The organism is Pseudovibrio sp. Alg231-02 (assembly GCF_900143565.1).
Taxonomy (GTDB): domain Bacteria; phylum Pseudomonadota; class Alphaproteobacteria; order Rhizobiales; family Stappiaceae; genus Pseudovibrio.
In genome coordinates this window covers 994104-1017126 of the sequence record NZ_FREX01000001.1, presented here as the reverse complement: position 1 = coordinate 1017126, position 23023 = coordinate 994104, and the positions used below count along the sequence as shown (strand labels likewise).

Below are 23023 nucleotides of genomic sequence, written 5' to 3'. Positions count from 1 at the left end.
TCATTCACTCGGTCAGGCAAGAATAGACGATGACGGACAAAAAACGCCCTACCTCCGGCGAACTCGATGAACAAGCGCTCTTTTACCATGAGTATCCGCGCGCGGGTAAATTGGAAATTCAGGCAACTAAGCCATTGGGGAACCAGCGAGATTTGGCGCTTGCCTATTCTCCGGGCGTGGCAGCTCCGTGTTTGGCAATCCATAAGGATGAGTCAAAAGCGGCTGACTATACCGCACGTCAAAACCTTGTTGGTGTCATCTCCAATGGTACCGCGGTTCTGGGTTTAGGCGCGATTGGTCCTCTGGCATCCAAGCCGGTGATGGAAGGTAAGGCTGTCCTCTTCAAAAAGTTCGCTGGCATTGATGTATTCGACATCGAAGTCGACGAGACCAACGTTGATAAGTTCGTTGATGCAGTTGGCGTTTTGGAGCCAACCTTCGGCGGCATCAACCTGGAAGACATTAAAGCGCCAGAGTGTTTCCAGATCGAGAAACGCCTGCGCGAAAGAATGAATATCCCGGTTTTCCATGATGATCAGCACGGTACCGCGATCATCGTGTCAGCTGCGGTGCGCAATGGCATGGAGCTCTCCGGTAAAAAGCTGGATGAGATTAAAGTCGTTGCTTCCGGTGCGGGCGCTGCAGCGCTGGCCTGTCTTAACCTGCTGGTGTCCTCCGGTGTAAAGCGTGAGAATATCTGGGTTTCTGACATTGAGGGCGTTGTTTATGAGGGCCGCGAAGCCCTTATGGATGAATGGAAATCCGTGTTCGCGCAGAAAACCGACAAGCGCACGCTGGATGATATCATCGAAGGCGCTGACGTCTTCATCGGCTTGTCAGCAGCTGGTGTGCTGAAGCCGGAGATGGTCGCCAAGATGGCAAAACGCCCCTTGGTGATGGGCCTTGCCAACCCGAACCCGGAAATTATGCCGGAAGATGCACTGGCTGTTCGTGACGATGTGGTCATGTGTACAGGCCGTTCGGATTACCCGAACCAGGTGAATAACGTCCTCTGCTTCCCATACATCTTCCGCGGTGCTCTGGATGTTGGAGCAACGGCCATCAACGAAGAAATGAAGCTGGCTGCTGTTGAGGCAATTGCTGCTCTGGCACGGGAAGAACCAACCGATGTGGTGGCCAAAGCCTACGGCGGTGTCACCCACACATTCGGCCCGAACTACCTCATTCCATCCCCGTTCGATAACCGCTTGATCCTGCGCATTGCTCCTGCTGTTGCAAAAGCTGCCATGGAAACTGGCATCGCAACCCGCCCGATCGAAGACTTCGACGCCTACATGGATAAGCTGAACCGCTTCGTGTTCCGCTCCGGTATGGTGATGAAGCCAATCATTGCACAGGCAAAGGCAGATAAGCAGCGCGTTATCTACGCTGATGGTGAAGACGAACGTGTGCTGCGCGCCGCTCAGGTGGTGCTGGAAGAGGGCCTCGCAACACCAATCCTCATTGGTCGTCCGCAGGTTCTGGAAAACCGCTGTGAGCGCTTCGGCCTGCGCATTCGCCCGGGCACAGATTTTGAGTTTGTGAACCCGGAAGACGATCCACGCTACCGTTCCTATGTTGATACACTGGTGCAACTGGTTGGCCGTAAAGGCGTAACGCCGGAAGCTGCCAGAACGATGGTGCGTACAAACTCCACTGTCATTGGTGCACTGGCGTTGCATAGAGAAGAAGCTGATGCGCTGATCACAGGCCTCGAAGGCCGCTTTGACAAGCATCTGCGTGACATCAACAACATCATTGGTTGTTCCGAAGGTGTAACGGATTTCTCAACGCTCTCACTGCTGATCAACTCCAGCGGCGCGTACTTCCTTGCAGATACTTATGTCACTGAGTGTCCATCTGCTGAAGAGATCGCAGAGATAACACATCTGGCGTCTGAGCAGATCAAGCGCTTCGGCATCACACCGCGTGTTGCGCTGCTGTCCCACTCCAACTTCGGCTCCCGTCCGTCAGAAACCTCCAACAAGATGCGGGAAGCCCTGCAGATGGTTTGGAAACAGCTGCCAGAGCTGGAAGCTGAAGGTGAAATGCATGGTGATGCTGCGTTGAAGCCGGAAATCCTGAAACGCTACATGCCAGATGCGCATATCTCCGGTCCTGCCAACCTGCTGGTGTTCCCAACTCTGGACGCCTCCAACATCGCATTGAACCTCATCAAGGCAATGACAGACGCGCTTCATGTTGGTCCAATTTTGCTGGGCGCGAAGAAAACCGCTCACATCATCACGCCATCCGTGACCTCACGCGGCATCGTAAATATGACAGCACTTTCAGCTGTTGATGCACAATGTCGTAAGCAGAATGCAGGCGTTTGCCTGGCACCACATAGCTAAAACAACTCCTTCGGCGGGCACTGGTTAATATGCCCGCCGAAGTTTTGTCAGCTTGAAAATACCTTCCCCTTACGGCATGCTGATTGCATTGATACCGCTTGATATTACGGGGAGGGTAGTATGAGCTTTTCAGAAGCAACCGGGCGTCGCATTGATCGCCTGCTGGGCGAGTACGGCGAAAGCCACCAAAATCACAAAAACAAAGCCATTCACTGGATCTGTGTGCCGGTCATTTTCTGGACGGTAACCGCACTGCTGTGGTCTGTTCCAACACCGATCGGGTTGTCGAACATCTCACCGTGGCTGAACTGGTGCACGATCGGCCTGGGGCTATCGATCATCTACTACCTGTCATTGTCCATCACGCTGGCAATCGGCATGGCCGTTTTCTCAGCATTGATGATCTGGATTAACATGACTTATCAGCAGTTTGGGCTTGGCATCCCACTCTGGCAGACAGCATTGGCAGTGTTTGTGATTGCTTGGGTCGGCCAGTTTATCGGCCATCATATTGAGGGGAAAAAGCCGTCTTTCTTTAAAGATCTGCAGTTCCTGTTGGTTGGACCTGCCTGGCTCATGCATTTCATTTTTAAAAAGATTGGCATCCCGTATTGAGGGACAAAATAAAAAACGCTGCTCTTAAGGCAGCGTTTTTTCTGGGTTGATGTAAACATCACCAATTTCGCGCGTATCCATCCGCTGAAGAGCAGGGTGTGAAAGTGGGTCAGCACAATAAGGCTTTGAGCCTGCAGCTGCTTTGGTCTTTCTGGGGGATTTGCCGCGCAACAGATCTTTAAAAAGATTTTTCATTGTCATTTCCTTTGTGACTTGATGGAGCGACAATGCGTCAATTGCATTGCAAGTGCTATCTGGAATAACTAAACCCCGGTTTAGATTTACTGCTCGGAACTGTCCTCGATGAAAAATCTCAATCAAGTCAGCCTCGCTGGCCTTCGCGTTGTTGAAGCTGTCGGGCGCCTGGGCTCCCTGAAAAATGCGGCTGAAGAGTTGGGCATTACGTCCGGCGCCGTCAGCCAGCAACTGCACAAAACCGAGCATCAGCTGGGCCGCCCGCTGTTCACTCGAGAGACAGGCGGATTGAAGCTGACAAGCCTTGGTGCCGAGATTTGTCACGAGCTCACATCGGGCCTGAAGCAAATCTCAGAGGCTGTCGCATTGGCAGACCGGGACAGAGAAGAAAGCCTCTTTCTATCTGTAGCTCCGCTGTTGGCTGAGAAATGGCTGGTCTGGCGCCTGAGCAGCTTCATGAAAGCCAATCCGGACATCAACCTCAGGCTGGATGCCAACGACCAGTTGGTAAACCTCAATCACTCCGATGTAGACGCCTGTGTCCGCGTCCATAAACGAGCACCTGATGATGTTTACTCAGAGCGCCTGTGTGAGCACTTCATCTATCCGGTCTGCTCTCCTGAGATCGCGGAACGCCTCAAAGAGCCACGGGATCTTCTGAATGAAGTGATCATCCGCGACTATAACTCCTATTACCGTTGGAGCGACTGGCTGGCCCCGTTTGGTCTCAAAGAAAGCCAGCTTCCAAGAGGTCATGGCTTCTCCAACGCATCGCTCTGCATGGATGCTGCAATTGCAGGCCACGGCGTGTTCTTGGGCTGGGATACGCTGGTCGCCAATGCTGTGAAGCAGGGTCAGTTGAAGATTCCGTTCGGTCACCGCTGTTCAACAGGGCGATCCTACTGGTTCATCTGCAGGGAAGGGGCCTTGCGCAGTCCTAGTGTTCGCAAGCTTCGGGATTGGCTGAAAGAAGAAATCGCACAAACAGCGGTTGAATACGAAAAAGCTGTCAAAGTCTAATCAAATAAAAAGCCCGGAAACTCAGCAAAGTTCCGGGCTTTAAAGTGTCTTATGGTGTTAGCTTAGCCAGCGATCTTTGAGAAATCAGCGACCTGATGAACAGCTGCACGAATTTCAGACAGGATCTTCAGTCGGTTCTCGCGAACCTCCGGCTTTTCAGCATTCACGTGGATGTCGTCAAAGAAGCCGTCAACTGGGCCGCGCAGTTTGGCAAGAGCAGCCATTGCAGCGGAGAAGTCAGCAGCATCAAGCAACGGTTTGATTTCAACCAGAACGCTATCCAGCGCAGCTGCCAGGTCTTTTTCTGCCTGTTCTTCCAGCAGAGCAGCATCAGGCTTGCCCGTAAAGGCCTTGCCGTCCTTCTTCTCTTCCGCACGCAGAATGTTTGCAGCACGCTTGTAACCTGCCAGCAGGTTGACGCCGTCTTCGCTGCCCAGCAATCCAGCAAGAGCTTCTGCCTGCTTCACGATCAGATTGATATCATCCTGACCACCACGAGCCAGAACCGCGTCAACCAGATCATGACGCACGCCTTTGTCTTTCAGAACCACCTTCATGCGGTCTGCGAAGAAGCTGAGCAGATCATCAATCAGACCTGATTCCAGAGAGGTCTCAGGGATCTTGTCGGAAACGTTTGCCAGCACCACGTCAGCTGCTTTGGAAACCATGGAGAAGATGTCTTTAACAACGCCTTCGCCGGTTTTGCCTTTGCCGATGAATGGAAGATCGGAGAGCGCACTTTCACCGCGTGCAGCTGCAATGTCTGCAAGGTTGCGGCGCAGGCTCTGAACCAGAACATCACGCAGTGGCAGGCGCAGGTCGTTCTCCAACACTAGGCGGATAACACCCAAAGCAGCACGGCGCAGCGCAAATGGATCTTTGGATCCAGTTGGCTTCTCGTCGACTGCCCAGAAGCCAGCAAGAATGTCCAGTTTGTCTGCCAAAGCAACAGCGATGGAAACAGGTGATACTGGTACATCATCAGACGCGCCAGCTGGCTTGTAGTGATCTTCAATCGCCTGAGAAACAGCAGCATCTTCGCCCTGTGCTTCTGCATAGTAGCGACCCATCAAGCCTTGCAGCTCAGGGAACTCGAAAACCATTGCAGAAACGAGGTCAGCTTTCGCAAGACGTGCAGCACGCTTGGTCTGCTCGATATCAGCACCAACAAGTGGAGCGATTTCCGCAGCAAGACGCTCAAGGCGATCAACACGGGCAGCTACAGTACCGAGCTTCTCGTGGAACACGATGTCCTGCAGCTTGGAGACGTTGCTCTCCAGCTTGGTCTTAAGGTCCGTTTCCCAAAAGAATTTGGCGTCGGAAAGGCGTGCAGAAACAACCTTTTCGTTACCAGCAATAATCTTGGTACCACCATCCTTTGCAACGATATTTGTAGTCAATGCAAACTTGTTGGAGAGGCGAGATGTTGCTGGATCGCTCAGCACGAAGTTCTTCTGGTTCACCTTAATGGTGAGCTGAATGACTTCGTCAGGCAGCTGAAGGAAGCTCTCATCGTAGGAACCGATAAGCACGGTCGGCCACTCGTTGAGGCCGGATACTTCGTCAAGAAGGCCAGCATCTTCAACCAGTTCAAGACCAAGCGCCATAGCCGCGTTTTTCGCATCTACATCGATGATGTCTTTGCGGCGGTCCGCATCAAGCACAACCTTGGCAGCTTCCAGCTTGGACATATAGTCTTCCAGACGGCGCACTTCGATTGCCTCAGGTGCCATAAAGCGGTGACCATAGGTGGTCTGGCCTGATTTGATACCATCAACTTCAAACGGAATAACTTCTGGCTCTTCAGTCTCTGGGCCAAAGGTACAAACGATTGAGTGCAGCGGGCGAACCCAGCGCAAGCTGCCAGAACCCCAGCGCTGAGATTTCGGCCAAGGGAAGTTGCGAATGATGTCTGGCATCACGTCAGCAACAATATCCTCGGTCTTCCGACCTGGCTTTTCGATAACAGCGACGTAAAAATCACCCTTTTTCGGGTCATTTTGAATTTCAGCGTCGTCAATAGAAGAAAGGCCTGCGCCACGCAGGAATCCGGCCAATGCTTTCTCAGGCGAGCCAACGCGAGGGCCCTTCCGCTCTTCACGGGTTGCTTTGGAGCCTGCAAGCAAGCCAGCAATGTGCAGTGTCAGGCGGCGTGGAGTGGCATAAGCCTTCGCGCCTTCATAGGTTACACCTGCATCAACAAGAGCATTGGTCAGGAGGGATTTCAAATCCTCAGCCGCACGACGCTGCATGCGGGCAGGAATTTCCTCGCTAAAGAGTTCGAGGAGAAGATCTGGCATTGGTGAACGACGCCTTTAACTGGTCAATCAATCGCGAATTTCTAAGGTGGATAGTGCCTAGCAATACTCAAGGGCATTGTCACCCCCAATAGGCAGCGCGGAACCGTAATTGAGCAAAAAACATCAGCCGGGCACAACCAATCAACAGGGGTGTGAACAGCTGCCTTGCATCAGACTTTGTAGTGCTGAGATAATCTAAGCCCGTCTACGCAGGTTCCTCAGTAGTTTCATTGAGTTCACCAAACAGGTCGAGTTCCAGTCGCAGGCTGTTGGGATCCTGACTAGAGCTGCCCACAACCACTTCGTAGACGATGCGCTCAACCACCATCTGGTTGCGTTCACTATCAAATATCGCAAGCTCCTCAATCGGGATGGAGACAGTCACCTGCCTGCTTTCACCTGCTGGAATACGAAGACGCTGGAAGCCCTTCAGCTCCTGTTTAGCGCGTTCTACTGCGGACCCTTTAGGGGCAATATAAACTTGCGAAACGTCTTCCGCCTCAACCTGCCCGATATTGGCGATGGAGAACTGAACGTCAATGCTACCAGTAAGGAGCTCATCAGGAGGTGTAACAACAAGTTCCGAATAATGGAATTGAGAGTAGCTCAGACCAAACCCGAATGGATACGCTGGTGTAACATCATCTTTGTCCAGTTTTCTGTATCCATGCCAAAGGTCATAGATCACTTTACGCGCATTGCGATCAAAGTCAGGCAGGTCACTCTCTCGCCTTGGGATGACAAACGGCAGCTTGCCACTGGGGGAGACTTCGCCGGATAGAATGCGGGCAAGTGCAGTTCCTCCCTCCATCCCTGGATACCAATGCAGCAAGATGGCAGCAGGCTTATCCTGCCATTCGTTCATCAAAATAGTGCCGCCCCCCATAACAACCACGACACAGTTGGAATTTGCGGCACAGACCTGCTTGATCAATTCGACATCGTGCGGAGGCAGACGAAGGCTCTGCCTGTCGCCGGAACCATAACCGTCTTCAACTCCTCCGGACTCTTGAGGTTTGCCCGCAGAACCTCCACCACCAAATGCGCGTAAAAACTGAGAGGCAATCTTCGCTTCTTCGCGGTTCCGAGGTTGAGGAAGAACTTCATGAAAGCGTGCTGCCAGATCAGCGGAAACCCATTCACCTTCACGGCTGTGGTCATTCCCAACCACCAGCACAATTGCATCTGCTCGTTTTGCGATCTGGAGGGCACGATTGATGTTCTGGCCTCTGTCCTGCCAGATGTCGATCTTGTGTTTGTAGTAGGAACGAAGGCCTGCGAGCGGCGTGGTTATATGTGTCGGCTGTGTATCACTCGTTCCTTTGTCGCCTGTATTGGCGACACTCGCCAAACGCCCAATAACACCAATACTTTGAATGTCCTTAAGAGGTAGAAATCCACCTTCGTTCTTCAGGAGCACAGTCGACTTCTCAGCGGCCTCCTGCGCAACAGATCTAAATTCAGCGCAGCCAACGCGGGTCTTCTCATAACGGCCTTTCCGCAGCACTCTGAGCTGTTGCAGAATAAGCCTGTAACAGGCGTCATCCAATGCTGCCTCGGAGATCTCTCCATCATCGATCAGCTCTGACAGGTGCTGGTGAAAGTGCAGTTGGAACGGCATCTCCAGATCCATGCCGGCAAGAGCAGCCTCCCTCGCATTGCGTATGCCGAACAGGAAGTCACTCAGCACAAACCCCTTAAACCCCCAATCTGTTTTCAGCAGTTGGGTGAGAAGCTCTTTGTTGTGTCCGCAAAGCTCGCCATTGATGGAGCTGTAGGACGTCATGACAGCCGCAGCACCTGCCTCAACCGCCTTCCTGAAGTGAGGAAGATACACCTCATAGAGTGCTCGCTGTCCCACTGTAACATTGAGGGAAAGCTTGGAGTGTTCCATGGATGCCAGAGCAAAGTTTTTGATGCATGCCATGCCATGTTGCTGAACACCGCGAACGAGGGCTGAGCCCATTGCGCCGATCAGGAAGCTGTCTTCACCATAAGATTCCTGTGCTCGTCCCCATGCCGGATGGCGCATCAGGTTAAGTGGCACGCCCCCAAACAACGTGCCACCAAAGGCGCGCATCTCATATCCAATGATTGCGCCAATCCGTTCTTCCAACTCAGGGTCAAAGGTTGCCGCTCTTGCTATCACTGTAGGAAACGTTGTGGCGCCCTTCAGCACGATCCCGCGTGAGCCTTCTGTGTAATGAACACCCGGCAAGTGATGCTCTGGCAACGCCCCCGCTGCCCACGGACCTGATTGAGAGCCGCTCTTCATCATCTCCCGAACGCCCGGCCAGAAGGCCTGATCACCGTCTCGCATGGCCAGTTTGTCATCACGGCTCAACCGCGAAACAATCGCATTGGCGATCTGCTCATCACTCAGGTTTTGCGTGGAGGAAGGTTGAGCAGTCATCTCAGGTGGAGGGACGGAAGAGGCTGCTGCAGTGCCATCTTCATGCGCTTCGGTACTTTCGACAGTCATGGAACAGAGAACTCCGCGAATGCACCCCAATTTGGATCAGCGCATAGATACGCAGGCAGCTGGCAATGGGGGAGTGATTTGCAAATCAAACAGGATATCGCTTTAAAAATATCCGTTTGATTGCAGTCCTGAAAACCTACTGATTATCAGCAGGCATCTTTCAAGGAGTCGTAGGGCAGAGAAGTGACAACAAAAAATGCCGAGGCATTTCTGCCCCGGCACTAAGAATTCATCATGTTGACTGGGACTAGCCTTTGTAGCCCACACCACCAGCTTCGGTCTGCAGGAAGGCTGCACCACAAGCTTTGGAAAGTTCACGCACACGCAGAATATAGCTCTGCCGCTCAGTTACGGAAATGACACCGCGCGCATCAAGCAGGTTGAACACGTGGGAACATTTAAGCGCTTGGTCATAAGCAGGCATAACAACCTTCTGCAGGCCATCGCCAGCTTTCTCCATCGCTTCTGCGCTTGCTACCAGCAGGCGCTTACACTCGCGCTCATGATCCGCAAAGTGGCGGAACAGCATTTCAGTGTCGGAATGCTCGAAGTTATGACGGGAATATTCCTGCTCGGCCTGCAAGAACACATCGCCATACGTGACCTTCTCGTCGCCTTCAAGGCCATTGAAGTTCAAGTCGTAAACATTGTCGACACCCTGAACATACATGGCAATGCGCTCAAGACCGTAAGTCAACTCACCAGCAACTGGCTTACATTCAAAACCAGCTACTTGTTGGAAGTATGTGAACTGAGAAACTTCCATGCCGTCACACCAGCATTCCCAACCAAGACCCCATGCGCCAAGTGTCGGGTTCTCCCAATCATCCTCAACGAAGCGAATGTCATGGATTTCTGTATCAATGCCGATTGCACGCAAGGAAGCCAGATACAGCTCCTGAAGGTTCGCAGGAGAAGGCTTCAGCATAACCTGAAACTGATAGTAGTGCTGCAAGCGCATTGGATTTTCGCCATAGCGACCATCGGTAGGACGGCGAGATGGCTGGACATACGCCACTTTCCATGGACGAGGTCCGAGCGAACGCAGTGTTGTTGATGGATGGGATGTGCCCGCGCCGACTTCCATGTCATATGGCTGCACAATAACGCAGCCCTGATCGGCCCAGAATCTCTGGAGAGTCATGAGGAGACCCTGAAAGGACTTGGTTGGCTGCATATGTGCCGGAACGGCTTCACTAGACATGGGAGTGTTTCCTGAAAATCCAAAATGTACTGCACCGAAACGGCGCAAAATCCAAGTTGAGGCACAGGTGCCACGTCAAACAGGGAAGGTCAAGCATTCCTGAAAAATCAAAGATATTTTGTGAAAAAGACGGGGAGTAAGGCGGATTACTCTTCTCATGCTCATTTCCGGAATCGCAGCTGTGTTTCGGCGCAGGCCCATACCCCACAATATCAGGGATATTGAGCCCGGGAAAAAGCTTATTTAGTGGCAGGGTCATTGTAGTCTGCATAAAAGCTGGAGAGCGTACCGATGGTGATGTCCCGCCTGCCTGTTCTGAGTGATCGTCAAGGATTTGACCGCCGCTGGTATGCGCCAAGTCTGAAACGCGTCTACGCCCCTGCCTCAGCTGCAGAAGTAACAGCCGCTTGGAGAGAGGTGATTGCGTCAGGAGCAAAAGCAGGCGAACTGCAAATCACCTGTGGTCGCCACTGCTATGAGAACTTCGTCTACAATGCGGGCACAAAATACATCATCGATCTGACCGGGCTACGCGGTGTGGGCAGTGATCCAAACTACGGGTATTACATCGATGTCGGCTTTGGAAACTGGGATATGTATCGCATGTTCAACAACATGTTTGATACCACACTACCAGCAGGCAGCTGCTATTCAGTCGGACTAGGCGGGCACATCACTGGCGGAGGGTATGGTCTCTTTTCCCGCGCATTTGGATTGACCGTTGATTACCTGTCTGCAGTGGACGTGGTGATCATGCCTCAAGGGGCTCCAACGCCTGAACTCTATGAGAAAGTTTCTCCCGTGAACCACCCGGATCTGTTCTGGGCGGTCTGTGGCGGTGGCGGAGGAAACTTCGGCATTATCACCCGCTACTATTTCCAGGACACTCCGAAAGCACCGCAATATCTTTACACCACCGCGTTTTCATTTGATTGGCAGGATGAAAATGGAAACCTGCTCATCACAGAACCTGTCCTCAGGCAACTGCTGGACATCTTCACCCGGTTCTCACAGGAAGGGCAGGACGGAGACAAATCCAAGTGGCCCAGCTTTGGCATATTCCATGCGAACCATCTTGCTGCTGGGAAAATGGTTTTCGCATCCTATTATTTTGATGCCCCATCACTCGGGGTTCAAGGTCAGGAGTATGAGGCCTATCTGAATGACAGGATCAAGGATCAAAAAAGAACACTGGGCGAGATAACAAGACTATCAACCGAGCCGGGTCCCATAAACGGACATCCATGGCACGGCACTGCAAAGGCTATCAGTCCTGTGAGTGCAACGGCCCAGCTTCGCCGTTTTACGTTTCTGGAAGGCGTTCAAAACACAAATGGTTCTGGCCCAAATCAGTTTGGAAAATACAAATCAGCTTATATGAAGAAAGGCTTCACTGACGACATGGTCGCCGCGCTTCATGAACATCTGCAGAAGGTCCCGGATGGAGTGTCATTGAGCGATATGAGCCAGAGCCTGTGCCAGATTGACAGTTACGGCTGTGCAATAAATCAGGTCTCCAGCACAGCAACGCCAATCGCACAACGCAGCTCAATCATGAAACTGCAATACCAAACCTATTGGGATAATGATGCGGCAATTGGACAAGATAACAAGCAGCTTGAGAAAGCCCATGTTGGCTGGATCAACGAAATGTATGCTGACGTTTATGCCAAATATGACGGTTTTCCTGATCCACGAAACGATCCGGACGACATTGTCGACGGTTGTTACTTCAACTATCCAGATTCATGTTTGGGAGTAAATGGGGAGAACTCACCGGGCATAGATCATGCCATGTATCTCTATTTTCTGGAAAATTACGATATAGGTCCGGCAGATCGAAACCTGCGGACAATAAAATCAAACTGGAATCCGCAAAACTGGTTTGCTAGCGCGCAGTCTATTCCTGTTAAATAGGGAATACGTGCAATATTACCACGACGCCAGGCCCGCAGACCAAACGTCATGCGGGCACCTGTCAGTCAAAGACTAGAGCACGGCTCTTAGTAGTTGCTTACAGGGCGGTATTTGCCAGTGGCCGGATCTTCAACCAGACGCGTATATGCTGGGTCAACCGGACGCTTGCGAGCAGTTGCATAGGCAGGCTGTTTCTTGAATGCCATATTGGAAATTTCTTTCTTTACGGCTTTGTAAAGAGCATATCCACCTGCAATCAAAGCAACAGTTCCTAATACCTCAGTCATCTGCATTTTCCTTCCATCACTTATGTGAAGCATTGTTATTTCTGGCAATTTAGGCAATCCTATGGAGATTACTTAAAGACCAAACTTTGCCCAAAGGCTTTTTTCTTCCAGGGTCGCAAGTGTAGCAGCAGGCAATGTGCCAGCAGCCTCATTCAGACCTCCCTGAAGGTTCGCACCGGGAATAAAGCGGCTAAGAAAGCGCTTTTTGGTGCCAACAAATTTCACTTTGGTTTCTTTGCCGTACCGTTCATGGATCGTGGAGTGAAGATCGCCCAGACCATCTACGAGGCCCAGATCACGCGCTTTGGCTCCAGTCCAAAACAAGCCGGAAAATAGGTTTTCGTCATCGCTCAGCACGTCACCGCGGCGGCTCTTCACCATGTCGATGAACATCTCATGGATTTCGTGCTGCAATGTTTTGAGGTGCTCAATGTCCTCTTTTATTTCCGGTGAGAACGGGTCCAGTGTGACCTTCTTGTCTCCACTTGCATAAACACGGCGCTGAACGCCGGTTTTCTCCAGAAGCTCCGTAAAGCCAAACCCGGCAGATACGACACCGATGGATCCAACGATAGAGGACGGATCAACAATGATGTCATCACCAGCCAGTGCAATCATGTAGCCGCCAGATGCAGCAACATCTTCTACAAAAACAAGGATTTGCTTATTGTTTTCATCAGCCAGCTGACGAATGCGTTTGAAGATGAGATGAGACTGAACCGGCGAACCGCCAGGTGAGTTGATGGACAAGGCAACAGCCGGAGCTTCTTTAAAGCTGAAAGCTATTTCTAGCGCGTCTTCAACACTGCTCAGGTTCAAACCTGATTTCAATGGAGATGCAGCACCAATAGCACCATGCAAACGGACGACGGGTACGATAGGTCTTACTTTGCCCAATTTGCCCGGAAGGTAGCTGCGCAGCTTGTTCAACAACTCAAAATTCTCCTTTGCGTCGATAACTTGTATGTCGTTGGGGTAACCAACTTCATCCAATATAGGCAGCAATCATCAGGAGAGAAGAGCTTTTGCCAAAAGAAATGGCAATTTACGCAATAAAACGCAACAGTGTGATCCTCATAACAAATCTACACCTTGAGAACTCAGAGAGCCTCATCAAAACAGTGGGGATTACTCGGTTGTTTCAAGCTCGGCACGAATCTGGAGCATGTCTCGCCAAGCATATCTTTTCTCAGCAGGACTGCGCAAAAGATAAGCAGGGTGATAAGTCGCAATCGCCTTGCGTTGAGTGCCGTCGCCGCCATAGCTCAGCCACTTCCCGCGCAGCTTGCGTATGCCATCACGGGCACCACTGAGCGTCTTGGCAGAGGCCGCCCCGAGGAAAACAACAATCTCCGGATCAACCAGCTCAATCTGCCGCTGAATGAACGGACGGCAAATTTCCGTTTCATGCGGAGTAGGGGTGCGGTTTCCCGGTGGACGCCATGGAACCACGTTGGCAATGTAAACCATGGAACGATCAAGTCCGGCAGCTTTCAACATCCGGTCCAGCAGATGACCCGAACGCCCCACAAACGGCACGCCCTGAATGTCCTCTTCGCGTCCCGGAGCTTCCCCAACAAACATGATGCGTGCTTTGGAACTTCCATCCCCAAACACAAGGTTCTTTGCTGTCAGTCGCAGATTACAGCCCTCAAACCCTGCAAGGATTTTCCGTAGCTCATCAAGTGACTGCGCCGAACCTGCGGCGGTTCTGGCCGAACCAACTGTTTCCGCATTCGGAATAACAGCATTCGCGTCTGTCTCCGCAGTTGGTGTAGACGTCGTAATAGCCGCTTCCTTGGCAGCGCGCTGCCGTTCCAGAATCTTCTTCGCTTCCTGCTTGGCATCTGCGGAGACGCCATTCTCGCGCAGGTTACGTGCCATTTCAGCAGGTGAAACACTGAGATTTTTGGACTGTGACGGCGCTGGCTCTGGTGCGCTGAACGAGCTGACTGGAGCGATGTTCTGCTGCGGAGCAGGGCGGCTCTGCACCTGCTTTTCCATCTGGCTCTGAGTTTGCGCAAAGCGGTCCACTGGAGCATCTTCCAACGCACAGTCGACGCCGACGGCGCTTAAAAACTCCAGATAAGCCTCCAGCTCGGCGGCATTTGCGACAGGAACTTCAGACATAGCCATTTACTAGTTGTGGCACACAGGTCGGCACAGGCGAAAGGGAATAACTCTTTTGCAATGCACCATGGATGGGCAGCAGCCCAGTCCGCCCTATATTCATTATGAAAGCGCAACTGTCCAATAGAAAAACGAGAATGGGCTAACTCAGTGGGGAACAGTGTAAAGTGGTTCACGTTAACTTGGGGAAATTACAATAATTCCTTAAGGTGTAGATAGTTTTTTTGCTGGGGTACCTGACGGAATGCACCTTAAAACGCATTGCGCTATAGTATCCGCTCAATTACACAGAGACTAAATAAAGTTTTGACACTTGAGGTGCTGGAAAATAATGCGCTGCCACATCATTTGACGCGAAATGAAGTGGATAAAGTGTAGAGGGAGAATAATATGTCTGAAGGGGAAACTCTGGCAGAGCGCGAATCCATGGAATTCGACGTTGTGATTGTAGGCGGAGGTCCTGCAGGTCTATCAGCGGCAATCCGGATTAAGCAGCAGGCTGCGGAGAAGGGAGAGGAAATCTCCGTCGTCGTGCTCGAAAAGGGCTCTGAAGTTGGCGCTCATATTCTGTCTGGTGCTGTGATTGATCCAATTGGCATTGATCGCTTGATCCCTGACTGGCGTGAAGACGAGAGTGCTCCGATCAAGACACCTGTCACAGCAGACCATTTCAATCTGCTTGGCCCTGCGGGTTCCCTTCGTCTGCCAAACTTCCTGATGCCGAAGCTCATGAACAACCACGGCAATTACATTGTGTCTCTGGGCAATGTCTGTCGCTGGCTTGCAGAAAGAGCAGAAGCGCTCGGCGTGGAAATCTATCCAGGCTTCGCAGCAGCTGAAGTGCTTTACGACGATTCCGGCAAGGTGATCGGCGTTGCAACGGGTGATATGGGCGTTGCGCGTGATGGATCTCACAAAGACGGCTACATGCGTGGTATGGCGCTGCTCGGCAAGTACACGTTGATCGCCGAAGGTGTCCGTGGCTCGCTTGCAAAGACGCTGGTAGACAAGTTTGATCTTGATCGCGACAGTGATCATCCGAAATTCGGTATTGGTATCAAAGAGCTGTGGGAAGTAGACCCATCCAAGCATAAACCGGGTCTGGTTCAGCACTCCATGGGTTGGCCGTTGGACGGTAAAACCCAGGGCGGGTCTTTCCTCTACCATCTGGAAGACAATCAGGTTGCTGTTGGGTTTGTTGTGAACCTCAACTACCAGAACCCGTATATCTCTCCGTTTGATGAGTTCCAGCGTTTCAAAACTCATGCGGGTGTAAAGGACGTGTTTGAAGGCGGTAAGCGCATTTCGTACGGTGCACGTGCCATCTCCGAAGGGGGATATCAGTCCGTACCGAAGCTGTCTTTCCCAGGTGGTCTTCTCATCGGGTGTTCCGCTGGCTTCGTCAACGTTCCGCGCATCAAAGGCTCTCACAACGCTGTTCTCTCCGGTATTCTGGCTGCGGATATGGTCGTTGAATCGCTGGGCCGTGGTGAAGCACACGAAGAGCTGGATCAGTTCGATGGTGCATGGCGCAATTCCGAAATCGGCAAGGATCTCTGGAAGGTACGCAATGTAAAACCATTGCAGACCAAGTTCGGCAGCTTGCTGGGTATGGTCTTCGGTGGCCTCGACATGTGGACCAACGAGCTGATGGGCTTCTCTTTCTTCGGCACCATGAAGCACGGCAAAACCGATGCTGCGAGCCTGAAGCCGGCGAAGGAATGCAAGAAGATCAATTACCCGAAACCAGACGGGAAGATCTCCTTCGACAAGCTGTCCTCTGTCTTCCTCTCCAACACCAACCACGAGGAAGACCAGCCGATCCATCTGAAGCTGCGCGACGAGACTTTGCAGAAGCTTTCCGAGCACGATGTCTACGCTGGTCCGTCGAACCGTTATTGTCCCGCTGGTGTGTATGAGTGGGTAGAAGAAAACGGCGAACCACCCCGCTTCCAAATCAACGCTCAAAACTGCGTTCACTGTAAGACCTGTGACATCAAAGACCCGAACGGCAACATCACCTGGACCGTTCCGGAAGGCACAGGCGGACCGAACTATCCAAACATGTAAGGTGTTGGATAAGATCAGAACAAGAAAAAGGCCCGGTCATCAGATCGGGCCTTTTTCATTTCAATTTTCCAAACGCTCTAGCCGATCTCAATATCGAGCCCAAGATCCAGAATAGGAGCGGAGTGCGTGATCCAGCCGGAGGAGATGATATCAACGCCAGCTTCGGCAATCGCCTGAATGGTCGAAAGCGTAATCGTACCAGACGCTTCCAGCACAGCTTGACCCTTGTTGATCTCAACTGCCTGCCTCAAAAGATCAGGCCCCATATTGTCCAGCATCACCACATCAGGTTTGGCTGTGAGGGCTTCCTTCAGCTGATCGAGTGTATCCACCTCAACCTCAATGCGCACAAGGTGTCCGGCGAAAGCACGAGCACTCTCAATAGCGGGGACAACTCCGCCTGCAACAGCGATGTGGTTGTCCTTAATCAGGATCGCATCATCCAGACCAAACCGGTGGTTCATACCGCCGCCACAGCGCACCGCATACTTCTCGAAACTACGCAGTCCCGGAGTGGTTTTTCGGGTGCAAACCACTTTTGCGTTGGTATGTGAAATTTTGCGTTGAAATGCGTTCGTAGCGCTCGCAATGCCCGAAAGGTGGCTCAAAAAGTTCAGGGCCACACGCTCCGCCTGCAGCAGTGCACGAGCGGGACCGTGAATGCGGGCGATGATGGTACCCGGCTCCAACTTATCCCCGTCCTGCGCCAGCACGGTAACATCGAGAGTAGGATCAACCTGACGAAATGCGGAAAGAGCCAGATCAATGCCAGCCAGCACGCCATCCTTACGAGCCGCAATCACACCCGTTGCAACAGCATCAGCCGGAATGGTTGCTTGCGAGGTGATATCACCTGCGCGGCCAAAGTCCTCAAGCAAAGCAGCTTTGACGGCATCATCCACCATGATCAACGAAAGCTCGGGCAATGAAGACGGGCGGCTCATAGCATATCTTCCTCTTCAACAGCCTGCTGGCCAACATCGCTGGCAGCAGCCTCGCTCGCCAGCTTCTCAATTTGTGCAAGCTTCACAAAAGAGCGCTTGGCAGCCTCCGCCTTCTGCGGGAAGTCAGAACGGAAATGACCGCCTCGGCTTTCTTCGCGAAGCAGAGCAGACCCTGTAATCAGCTTGGCTGCAATCACCATGTTGAGAATGGAGTCGCGGCGGCACAGCGTCTCAGCGTTCTGCAACCGTGCAAGCGTCCTTGTCAGCCCTTCTGCATCACGAACCACACCAACATGGCGGGACATAGCAGAGCGAACCATGGAAACAACGGCACGTTCTTGCGGGTTGCGTGTGGAGGCCTGATCATCAACATCATCGATTTCAGCCCAATGATGCACCCGGTGATGCGGCATGAGGGCCTGAATGTCTTCTGCAATGCGACCTGCAAACACAACAGCTTCAAGCAAAGAGTTGGATGCCAGACGGTTGGCACCATGGGCCCCCGTCGCCGCAACTTCACCTGCCGCCCAAAGGTTGTCGACAGAGGTCCGGCCAGAGGCATCGGTCAGCACACCACCCATGTGATAGTGTGCCGCCGGAGCAACAGGGATCAGACCATTGATCGGATCAATACCAGCCTTCTCGCAGGCTGCATAAACGCGGGTAAAGTGCTCAGGGAAGCTTGCCCCAATGGCCTCGCGGCAATCAAGGAAAGCACCACGGCCAGCCGCAAGTTCTGTATGGATCGCGCGCGCAACAATATCACGAGGGGCCAGCTCAAGATCAGGATGGATGCCATCCATAAAGCGATGACCGTCATTATTGATGAGGATCGCGCCATCACCGCGGATTGCTTCACTTGCAAGCGGAGCAGGGTCCTGCTCAACATTGAGAGCTGTTGGGTGGAACTGAACAAACTCGGCATCAGAAACCAGCGCGCCTGCACGGGCAGCCATCGCAAGGCCATGTCCGTTTGCTTCACCTGGATTGGTGGTTGTTGAATAAAGATGGCCAACACCACCGGAGGCCAGAACAACAGCTTTTGCAGGAATGGTAATGCGCTGCGTCCCACCACGGCGACGCGCAGTAATACCGGTGACATACCGGCCTTCTGCGATCAGCTGACAGCCGATGTACCCTTCGATGATGCGGATAGACGGTGTCTTGTAGGCGGCATCAACAAGCGCCTGCATAATGGCTTCACCAGCCATGTCACCACGCACACGCACAACACGGTGGCTGGAGTGGGCAGCTTCGCGGGAAAGGGCCAGCTTGCCAGCAAGGTCTTTGTCAAAGGGTACGCCATAGCCCAGCAGATCGTGAATGCGGTCAGACGCTTCACGGGTCATGCCTTCAACAATGGCTTCTTCGCAAATGCCGTCACCTGCTGTCAGCGTATCCTGCGTATGGGCAGAGTGGTGATCACCCTCGGCCACAGCAGCAGCGATGCCACCTTGTGCCCATGCAGAAGAGGTGCCACCGCCAATGGGCGCGTTGGTCACAATGGTCACTGGCCGCGGCGCAAGCTTGAGCGCGCAAAACAGGCCAGCAAGGCCACCACCTAAGATAACAACATCATCCACGCCGTTCAGAGCAACAGCAGGGGCGAGAGAAGAACCGAACTGAGACATTTCAGAGATTATTCCAGACTATGGGGACCTGATCTAAAAGGCCCGCTGCCGTTAAAGGCAGCAGGGTGCACTGAAGACTTTTCAATATGCCAGCTACACGAAAGCCTCTAGTTCTTCAAGTTGATCATGCGTTCTACGGAGGCACGAGCGCGATCCGCCACACTTTCATCAACAATCACTTCACCAGACATATCGAGCAAACAGTCCAGAATTTTGGTGAGGGTGATACGCTTCATGTGTGGGCACAGGTTGCAAGGGCGAATGTAGTTCACGCCAGGTGTGGAGGAGGCAACATTGTCCGCCATGGAGCACTCGGTGATCATCATCACCTTCTCAGGGCTGTTGTCCTTCACCCAGTCAATCATATGAGAGGTTGAGCCAGCAAAGTCAGCTTCTGCAACAACTTCCGGCGGGCACTCAGGGTGCGCAATGATCTTCACATCAGGGTCAATGGCACGGTAGTCGCGCAGCTCTTCCGCCGTAAAGCGCTCGTGGACTTCGCATGAGCCGGCATAGGTCAACACATCAACATCAGTCTGGTTGTTCACATTGGCTGCAAGGTATTGATCAGGGATCAGCAGCACCTTGTCAGTGCCCATGGCTTCAACAACCTGAACTGCGTTGGAAGAGGTGCAGCAAATATCGCACTCAGCCTTCACATCGGCGGAAGTGTTTACATAAGTGATGATCGGAACGCCTGGATTGGCTTCACGCAGCTTTCGTACATCTGCACCTGTGATGGATTCTGCAAGGGAGCAACCTGCATCCATATCCGGGATCAAAACGGTCTTTTCCGGAGACAGGATTTTGGAGGTCTCAGCCATGAAGTGCACACCGCACTGAACGATAACCTGAGATTCAGTCTTCGCAGCTTCTTTCGCCAGCTGCAGGCTGTCGCCAACAATATCAGCCACGCCGTGGAAGATATCCGGGGTCATATAATTGTGCGCCAGAATAACGGCGTCGCGCTCTTTCTTCACTTTGTTGATCGCAAAAATCAACGGAGCAAGAGCAGCCCATTCAATCGCAGGAACGAAGTCCTTTACCTTCTCATAGGCCTCTGCTGTCGCTTCTGCGACCTCAGGCGTGTAGGCAAGGTCTGGACGCTCCAAAGGGGCATACTGTTTGGGCGCTGGTGCGCCAGCTTGAACAGCAGCACCCTCAATGCCGGCAGTAATGTCATTGACAGCAAGGCTGTCTGCTTCAGCGAATGTAGTCGTGGCGGACATGCGCTATCCCTTATTCTGCCGGCCTGAAACCGGATTATACTCAATGTGAGTATAAGGGGTCCATAAAAAAACACGGCCACAATGCCGATGCCAACCCTTATGCTCATTTTGAGTTTTTATAGACCTCTTCCCTCGCGTCGACAACCTATTCTTTTGCCGGATGCATATGATTGCTGCGTTTAAGCTCGATTTAGCCTTACTGAGTAATCACTTAATTTCCTAAATTTGCAGGGTACAAATGAGAAAAGCCCGACATTTCCGCTTAATCAGAGGAAACGCCGGGCTCAAATCACTTGAGAGCAGAAAAGGGCTCTTACTTGGCTGGGACGTAGCTGGATGGGTTACCATCAGCGCCCTGATTGACCATGTAGTACTGGTTCTCACCGCTGTCGAACACGAGGAAGCCATCCTGATCAGCAGGCTTGGTCTGTGTGCCCCATGGAGATTGAATGATCACTTCAGCAGCTGGGGCATAACCGATGGCAGACATGCGAACCATCTCAACGGGAACGGTCTTCAGTGCTCCCGTCAGGCCTGCGTCTTTTGCATTAAACAGCGCAAGAACTTCCGGAACCATATCCAAACGCTTTACAAGGCGGGTGTTTTTGGCAGCGACGTCTTCCAGACCAACCATCTCGTACTTGGAGGTGAACGTCTCTTTGCCAATCACGTAAAAATCAGGGCCGGTCTTGCTCATTTGCAACGCAACCACAGAACCAACGTTCTTGGCGATGTAAGCATCATCGTAGCTGGTGGAATCTACAGAACCCAACGGGCCACGGATCGCTTCTGGCAGGTCTGCCAGTGTGTCGCCGATAATCTTCCAGCCGAGGATTGGGCGGTCCTTGATGTAAAGCTCTTTGGCAGGTGCATGCTTTTCAACGCGTGCAGTCAGCTCAGCTTGGCTCTGCACATCGTCCTGCGCAGAAGCTGCCAAAGGTGCGCTTACAGCAAAGGCAAGCAGGCCTGCAGCGAGTGTTTTTCCGAAAGAAAATGAGTAGGTCATGGTTGGCCCCTAAATGTTGACGGGGGAATTAGGTCAGGACCCAAATCAAAGTCAAGCGACTCCGCCAGTTTCGCTAGCAATTTGAAATATATTAGTATTCTCACATATGCCTGCATTTGATCAGAGAGAGCTTTCCAGCAAAATGCCTTAGGGATAAAGACTCATTCCAATTGCTGATGGATGACCTAAGTAATTTCAATTATTGCAGAACGGAAAATTAGATTAAACCTGATTATTCCCCGCTGCTCAGCGAAAAACGGACACCATTGGTCCAGCGTCTGGCCGAAATTCTCTGCCGGATGCAGGAAAGGAAATTGCATGTCTCAAGCGACCCAGGTCGAGAACCAATCCTCTGTCCGGCGGGGCCCCAACGTCCCGCTCATAATCATCAGCGGATGTATCATCGGCATTCTCTCGTTTGGACCACGGGCAACCCTTGGATTGTTCCTGACGCCTATGTCCTCAGAGTTTGGCTGGGGCAGGGATGTGTTTGCCTTTGCGCTGGCACTTCAAAACCTTGTTTGGGGTGCTGCGCAACCTTTCGCTGGGATGATGGCAGATAAATTCGGCACAGGAAGAACTCTGGTGCTCGGTGCGATCATCTACGCCATCGGCCTCTATCTTATGAGCCTGTCAGACACGCCGCTCTTACTGCAGGTCTCCGCAGGTGTTTTGATCGGTCTGGGTGTCGCCTTCACATCCTTCTCGCTTGTTTTGGCTGCCTTCGCCCGGTCTGTTCAGCCCCAATACCACGGCATCGCCTTTGGCATGGGCACAGCTGCCAGCTCTTTCGGCCAGTTTCTCTTTGCACCGCTGGGCCTGGGCCTGATCGAAAACTATGGCTGGTCCAGCGCGCTGATCTATATGGCAGCTGTCGTCGCCATCGTACCCCTGTTCGCTTATATCCTGCGTGGCCGTTCCGCAGCTCCAGCTGCTGGCAACTCTGCGAACCCGCAGGACAGCATGACCCTTTCTCAAACATTGGGTCTGGCCTTCAAAACCAGAGACTACATCCTGCTGGTCTTCGGCTTCTTCGTCTGTGGTTTCCACGTGGCGTTCATCACCGTGCACATGCCGACCTTCATCGTGGATCAGGGTTTTGACGTTTCCGTGGGTGCATGGGCGCTGGCTTTGATCGGCCTGTTCAACATTGTTGGCTCCATGTCCTCCGGTGTGTTGGGGTCACGCGTTCCGAAACAATACTTGCTGTCATTTATCTATATTGCCCGTGCCATCGCCATCACGCTTTACATCACACTGCCAATCTCAGAGATGTCGACACTGATCTTCGCGGCCACCATGGGCATTCTGTGGCTCTCCACCGTGCCACCAACATCAGGGCTCGTCGCTGTCATGTTCGGCCCACGTTATATGGGAACGCTGTTTGGCATCGTGTTCTTCTCTCACCAGATCGGCTCCTTCCTGGGAGTATATCTGGGCGGTGTGCTCTATGAGCGCAGCGGCAACTACGATGCCATCTGGTGGCTCGGAATCGCGCTCGGCATTTTCGCAGCCATCGTGCACTGGCCAATCCGCGAACAGTCCGCCACCGCAGGGCGTCTGGTCGCCAAGCCTGCGTAAGACGCCTATTAGGTGAACTAGCTAGGTTTGTCAGTGTGTTACACCGGAATATTGCCTA

General features: G+C 52.5%; 17 protein-coding genes. 6 read left to right on the top strand and 11 right to left on the bottom strand.

The genetic code is table 11. From position 1 onward, the window contains the following. Window positions 1-29 precede the first annotated feature (29 nt). Together DHN43_RS04455 and DHN43_RS04450 are read left to right on the top strand one after the other, a co-directional pair. Complete coding sequence (locus DHN43_RS04455; RefSeq protein ID WP_063293763.1) at window positions 30-2354, top strand: NADP-dependent malic enzyme; 2325 nt, start codon at window positions 30-32, stop codon at window positions 2352-2354. 120 nt (window positions 2355-2474) lie between these two features. Then, the gene (locus DHN43_RS04450; RefSeq protein ID WP_057464857.1) at window positions 2475-2969 is read left to right on the top strand and encodes an Mpo1 family 2-hydroxy fatty acid dioxygenase; all 495 of its coding nucleotides are present in this window, start codon (window positions 2475-2477) and stop codon (window positions 2967-2969) included. A 24-nt stretch (window positions 2970-2993) separates the two neighbouring features. Here DHN43_RS04450 and DHN43_RS27170 read toward each other — a convergent pair whose 3' ends face one another. Next, complete coding sequence (locus DHN43_RS27170) at window positions 2994-3164, bottom strand: hypothetical protein (RefSeq protein WP_162531840.1); 171 nt, start codon at window positions 3162-3164, stop codon at window positions 2994-2996. A gap of 108 nt (window positions 3165-3272) precedes the next feature. Here DHN43_RS27170 and DHN43_RS04445 point away from each other — a divergent pair, with 108 nt between their 5' ends. Beyond that, the gene (locus tag DHN43_RS04445) at window positions 3273-4184 is read left to right on the top strand and encodes a LysR substrate-binding domain-containing protein (RefSeq protein ID WP_057464858.1); all 912 of its coding nucleotides are present in this window, start codon (window positions 3273-3275) and stop codon (window positions 4182-4184) included. Window positions 4185-4246: 62 nt separating this feature from the next. On the opposite strand, the gene glyS is transcribed toward DHN43_RS04445, so the two are convergent. The 3 genes from glyS to DHN43_RS04430 all read right to left on the bottom strand — a co-directional run bounded on the left by glyS (window position 4247) and on the right by DHN43_RS04430 (window position 10170). Then, on the bottom strand, window positions 4247-6484 hold the full coding sequence (gene glyS, locus DHN43_RS04440; RefSeq protein ID WP_108817838.1) for a glycine--tRNA ligase subunit beta: 2238 nt from the start codon (window positions 6482-6484) through the stop codon (window positions 4247-4249). Between the two features lie 205 nt (window positions 6485-6689). Further along, window positions 6690-8966: a beta-glucosidase gene (locus DHN43_RS04435; RefSeq protein WP_108817837.1), complete on the bottom strand. Its 2277-nt coding sequence runs from the start codon at window positions 8964-8966 to the stop codon at window positions 6690-6692. Between the two features lie 247 nt (window positions 8967-9213). Next, window positions 9214-10170 (bottom strand): glycine--tRNA ligase subunit alpha, encoded by a 957-nt coding sequence (locus DHN43_RS04430; protein ID WP_208994819.1) that lies wholly within the window; start codon window positions 10168-10170, stop codon window positions 9214-9216. A 291-nt stretch (window positions 10171-10461) separates the two neighbouring features. Here DHN43_RS04430 and DHN43_RS04425 point away from each other — a divergent pair, with 291 nt between their 5' ends. Next, window positions 10462-12087 (top strand): FAD-binding protein, encoded by a 1626-nt coding sequence (locus DHN43_RS04425; protein ID WP_108817836.1) that lies wholly within the window; start codon window positions 10462-10464, stop codon window positions 12085-12087. 86 nt (window positions 12088-12173) lie between these two features. On the opposite strand, the gene DHN43_RS04420 is transcribed toward DHN43_RS04425, so the two are convergent. From DHN43_RS04420 to DHN43_RS04410, 3 genes are all read right to left on the bottom strand, one after another. Next, on the bottom strand, window positions 12174-12374 hold the full coding sequence (locus DHN43_RS04420; protein ID WP_208860103.1) for a hypothetical protein: 201 nt from the start codon (window positions 12372-12374) through the stop codon (window positions 12174-12176). A gap of 72 nt (window positions 12375-12446) precedes the next feature. Continuing rightward, entirely contained in the window at window positions 12447-13307 is an 861-nt protein-coding gene (locus tag DHN43_RS04415) for a S49 family peptidase (protein ID WP_108818005.1), read from the bottom strand. Window positions 13308-13502: 195 nt separating this feature from the next. Then, on the bottom strand, window positions 13503-14504 hold the full coding sequence (locus DHN43_RS04410; RefSeq protein ID WP_208994818.1) for a uracil-DNA glycosylase: 1002 nt from the start codon (window positions 14502-14504) through the stop codon (window positions 13503-13505). Window positions 14505-14894: 390 nt separating this feature from the next. Between DHN43_RS04410 and DHN43_RS04405 the strand changes: the two genes are divergently transcribed. After that, window positions 14895-16574, top strand: coding sequence for an electron transfer flavoprotein-ubiquinone oxidoreductase (locus DHN43_RS04405; RefSeq protein WP_108817834.1), 1680 nt, complete (start codon window positions 14895-14897; stop codon window positions 16572-16574). A gap of 77 nt (window positions 16575-16651) precedes the next feature. Here the strand turns inward: DHN43_RS04405 and nadC are convergent, their stop codons facing one another. From nadC to DHN43_RS04385, 4 genes are all read right to left on the bottom strand, one after another. Beyond that, window positions 16652-17518 (bottom strand): carboxylating nicotinate-nucleotide diphosphorylase, encoded by an 867-nt coding sequence (gene nadC, locus DHN43_RS04400; protein WP_108817833.1) that lies wholly within the window; start codon window positions 17516-17518, stop codon window positions 16652-16654. Then, window positions 17515-19149 carry an L-aspartate oxidase gene (locus DHN43_RS04395; RefSeq protein ID WP_108817832.1) on the bottom strand — a complete coding sequence of 545 codons (1635 nt, stop codon included), beginning with the start codon at window positions 19147-19149 and terminating at the stop codon, window positions 17515-17517. The genes nadC and DHN43_RS04395 overlap by 4 nt, the downstream gene beginning before the upstream one ends. A gap of 107 nt (window positions 19150-19256) precedes the next feature. Then, window positions 19257-20378 carry a quinolinate synthase NadA gene (nadA, locus tag DHN43_RS04390; RefSeq protein ID WP_108817831.1) on the bottom strand — a complete coding sequence of 374 codons (1122 nt, stop codon included), beginning with the start codon at window positions 20376-20378 and terminating at the stop codon, window positions 19257-19259. Window positions 20379-20691: 313 nt separating this feature from the next. After that, complete coding sequence (locus tag DHN43_RS04385) at window positions 20692-21384, bottom strand: hypothetical protein (RefSeq protein ID WP_108817830.1); 693 nt, start codon at window positions 21382-21384, stop codon at window positions 20692-20694. 318 nt (window positions 21385-21702) lie between these two features. Between DHN43_RS04385 and DHN43_RS04380 the strand changes: the two genes are divergently transcribed. After that, entirely contained in the window at window positions 21703-22965 is a 1263-nt protein-coding gene (locus DHN43_RS04380) for an MFS transporter (RefSeq protein WP_108817829.1), read from the top strand. Window positions 22966-23023: the final 58 nt, after the last annotated feature.

Bases quoted from the DNA above. Each gene is read 5' to 3' on its own strand.
- DHN43_RS04455 (WP_063293763.1), top strand. From the start codon at position 30: ATGACGGACAAAAAACGCCCTACCTCCGGCGAACTCGATGAACAAGCG.
- DHN43_RS04450 (WP_057464857.1), top strand. From the start codon at position 2,475: ATGAGCTTTTCAGAAGCAACCGGGCGTCGCATTGATCGCCTGCTGGGC.
- DHN43_RS27170 (WP_162531840.1), bottom strand. From the start codon at position 3,164: ATGAAAAATCTTTTTAAAGATCTGTTGCGCGGCAAATCCCCCAGAAAG.
- DHN43_RS04445 (WP_057464858.1), top strand. From the start codon at position 3,273: ATGAAAAATCTCAATCAAGTCAGCCTCGCTGGCCTTCGCGTTGTTGAA.
- glyS (WP_108817838.1), bottom strand. From the start codon at position 6,484: ATGCCAGATCTTCTCCTCGAACTCTTTAGCGAGGAAATTCCTGCCCGC.
- DHN43_RS04435 (WP_108817837.1), bottom strand. From the start codon at position 8,966: ATGACTGTCGAAAGTACCGAAGCGCATGAAGATGGCACTGCAGCAGCC.
- DHN43_RS04430 (WP_208994819.1), bottom strand. From the start codon at position 10,170: ATGTCTAGTGAAGCCGTTCCGGCACATATGCAGCCAACCAAGTCCTTT.
- DHN43_RS04425 (WP_108817836.1), top strand. From the start codon at position 10,462: ATGGTGATGTCCCGCCTGCCTGTTCTGAGTGATCGTCAAGGATTTGAC.
- DHN43_RS04420 (WP_208860103.1), bottom strand. From the start codon at position 12,374: ATGACTGAGGTATTAGGAACTGTTGCTTTGATTGCAGGTGGATATGCT.
- DHN43_RS04410 (WP_208994818.1), bottom strand. From the start codon at position 14,504: ATGTCTGAAGTTCCTGTCGCAAATGCCGCCGAGCTGGAGGCTTATCTG.
- DHN43_RS04405 (WP_108817834.1), top strand. From the start codon at position 14,895: ATGTCTGAAGGGGAAACTCTGGCAGAGCGCGAATCCATGGAATTCGAC.
- nadC (WP_108817833.1), bottom strand. From the start codon at position 17,518: ATGAGCCGCCCGTCTTCATTGCCCGAGCTTTCGTTGATCATGGTGGAT.
- DHN43_RS04395 (WP_108817832.1), bottom strand. From the start codon at position 19,149: ATGTCTCAGTTCGGTTCTTCTCTCGCCCCTGCTGTTGCTCTGAACGGC.
- nadA (WP_108817831.1), bottom strand. From the start codon at position 20,378: ATGTCCGCCACGACTACATTCGCTGAAGCAGACAGCCTTGCTGTCAAT.
- DHN43_RS04385 (WP_108817830.1), bottom strand. From the start codon at position 21,384: ATGACCTACTCATTTTCTTTCGGAAAAACACTCGCTGCAGGCCTGCTT.
- DHN43_RS04380 (WP_108817829.1), top strand. From the start codon at position 21,703: ATGTCTCAAGCGACCCAGGTCGAGAACCAATCCTCTGTCCGGCGGGGC.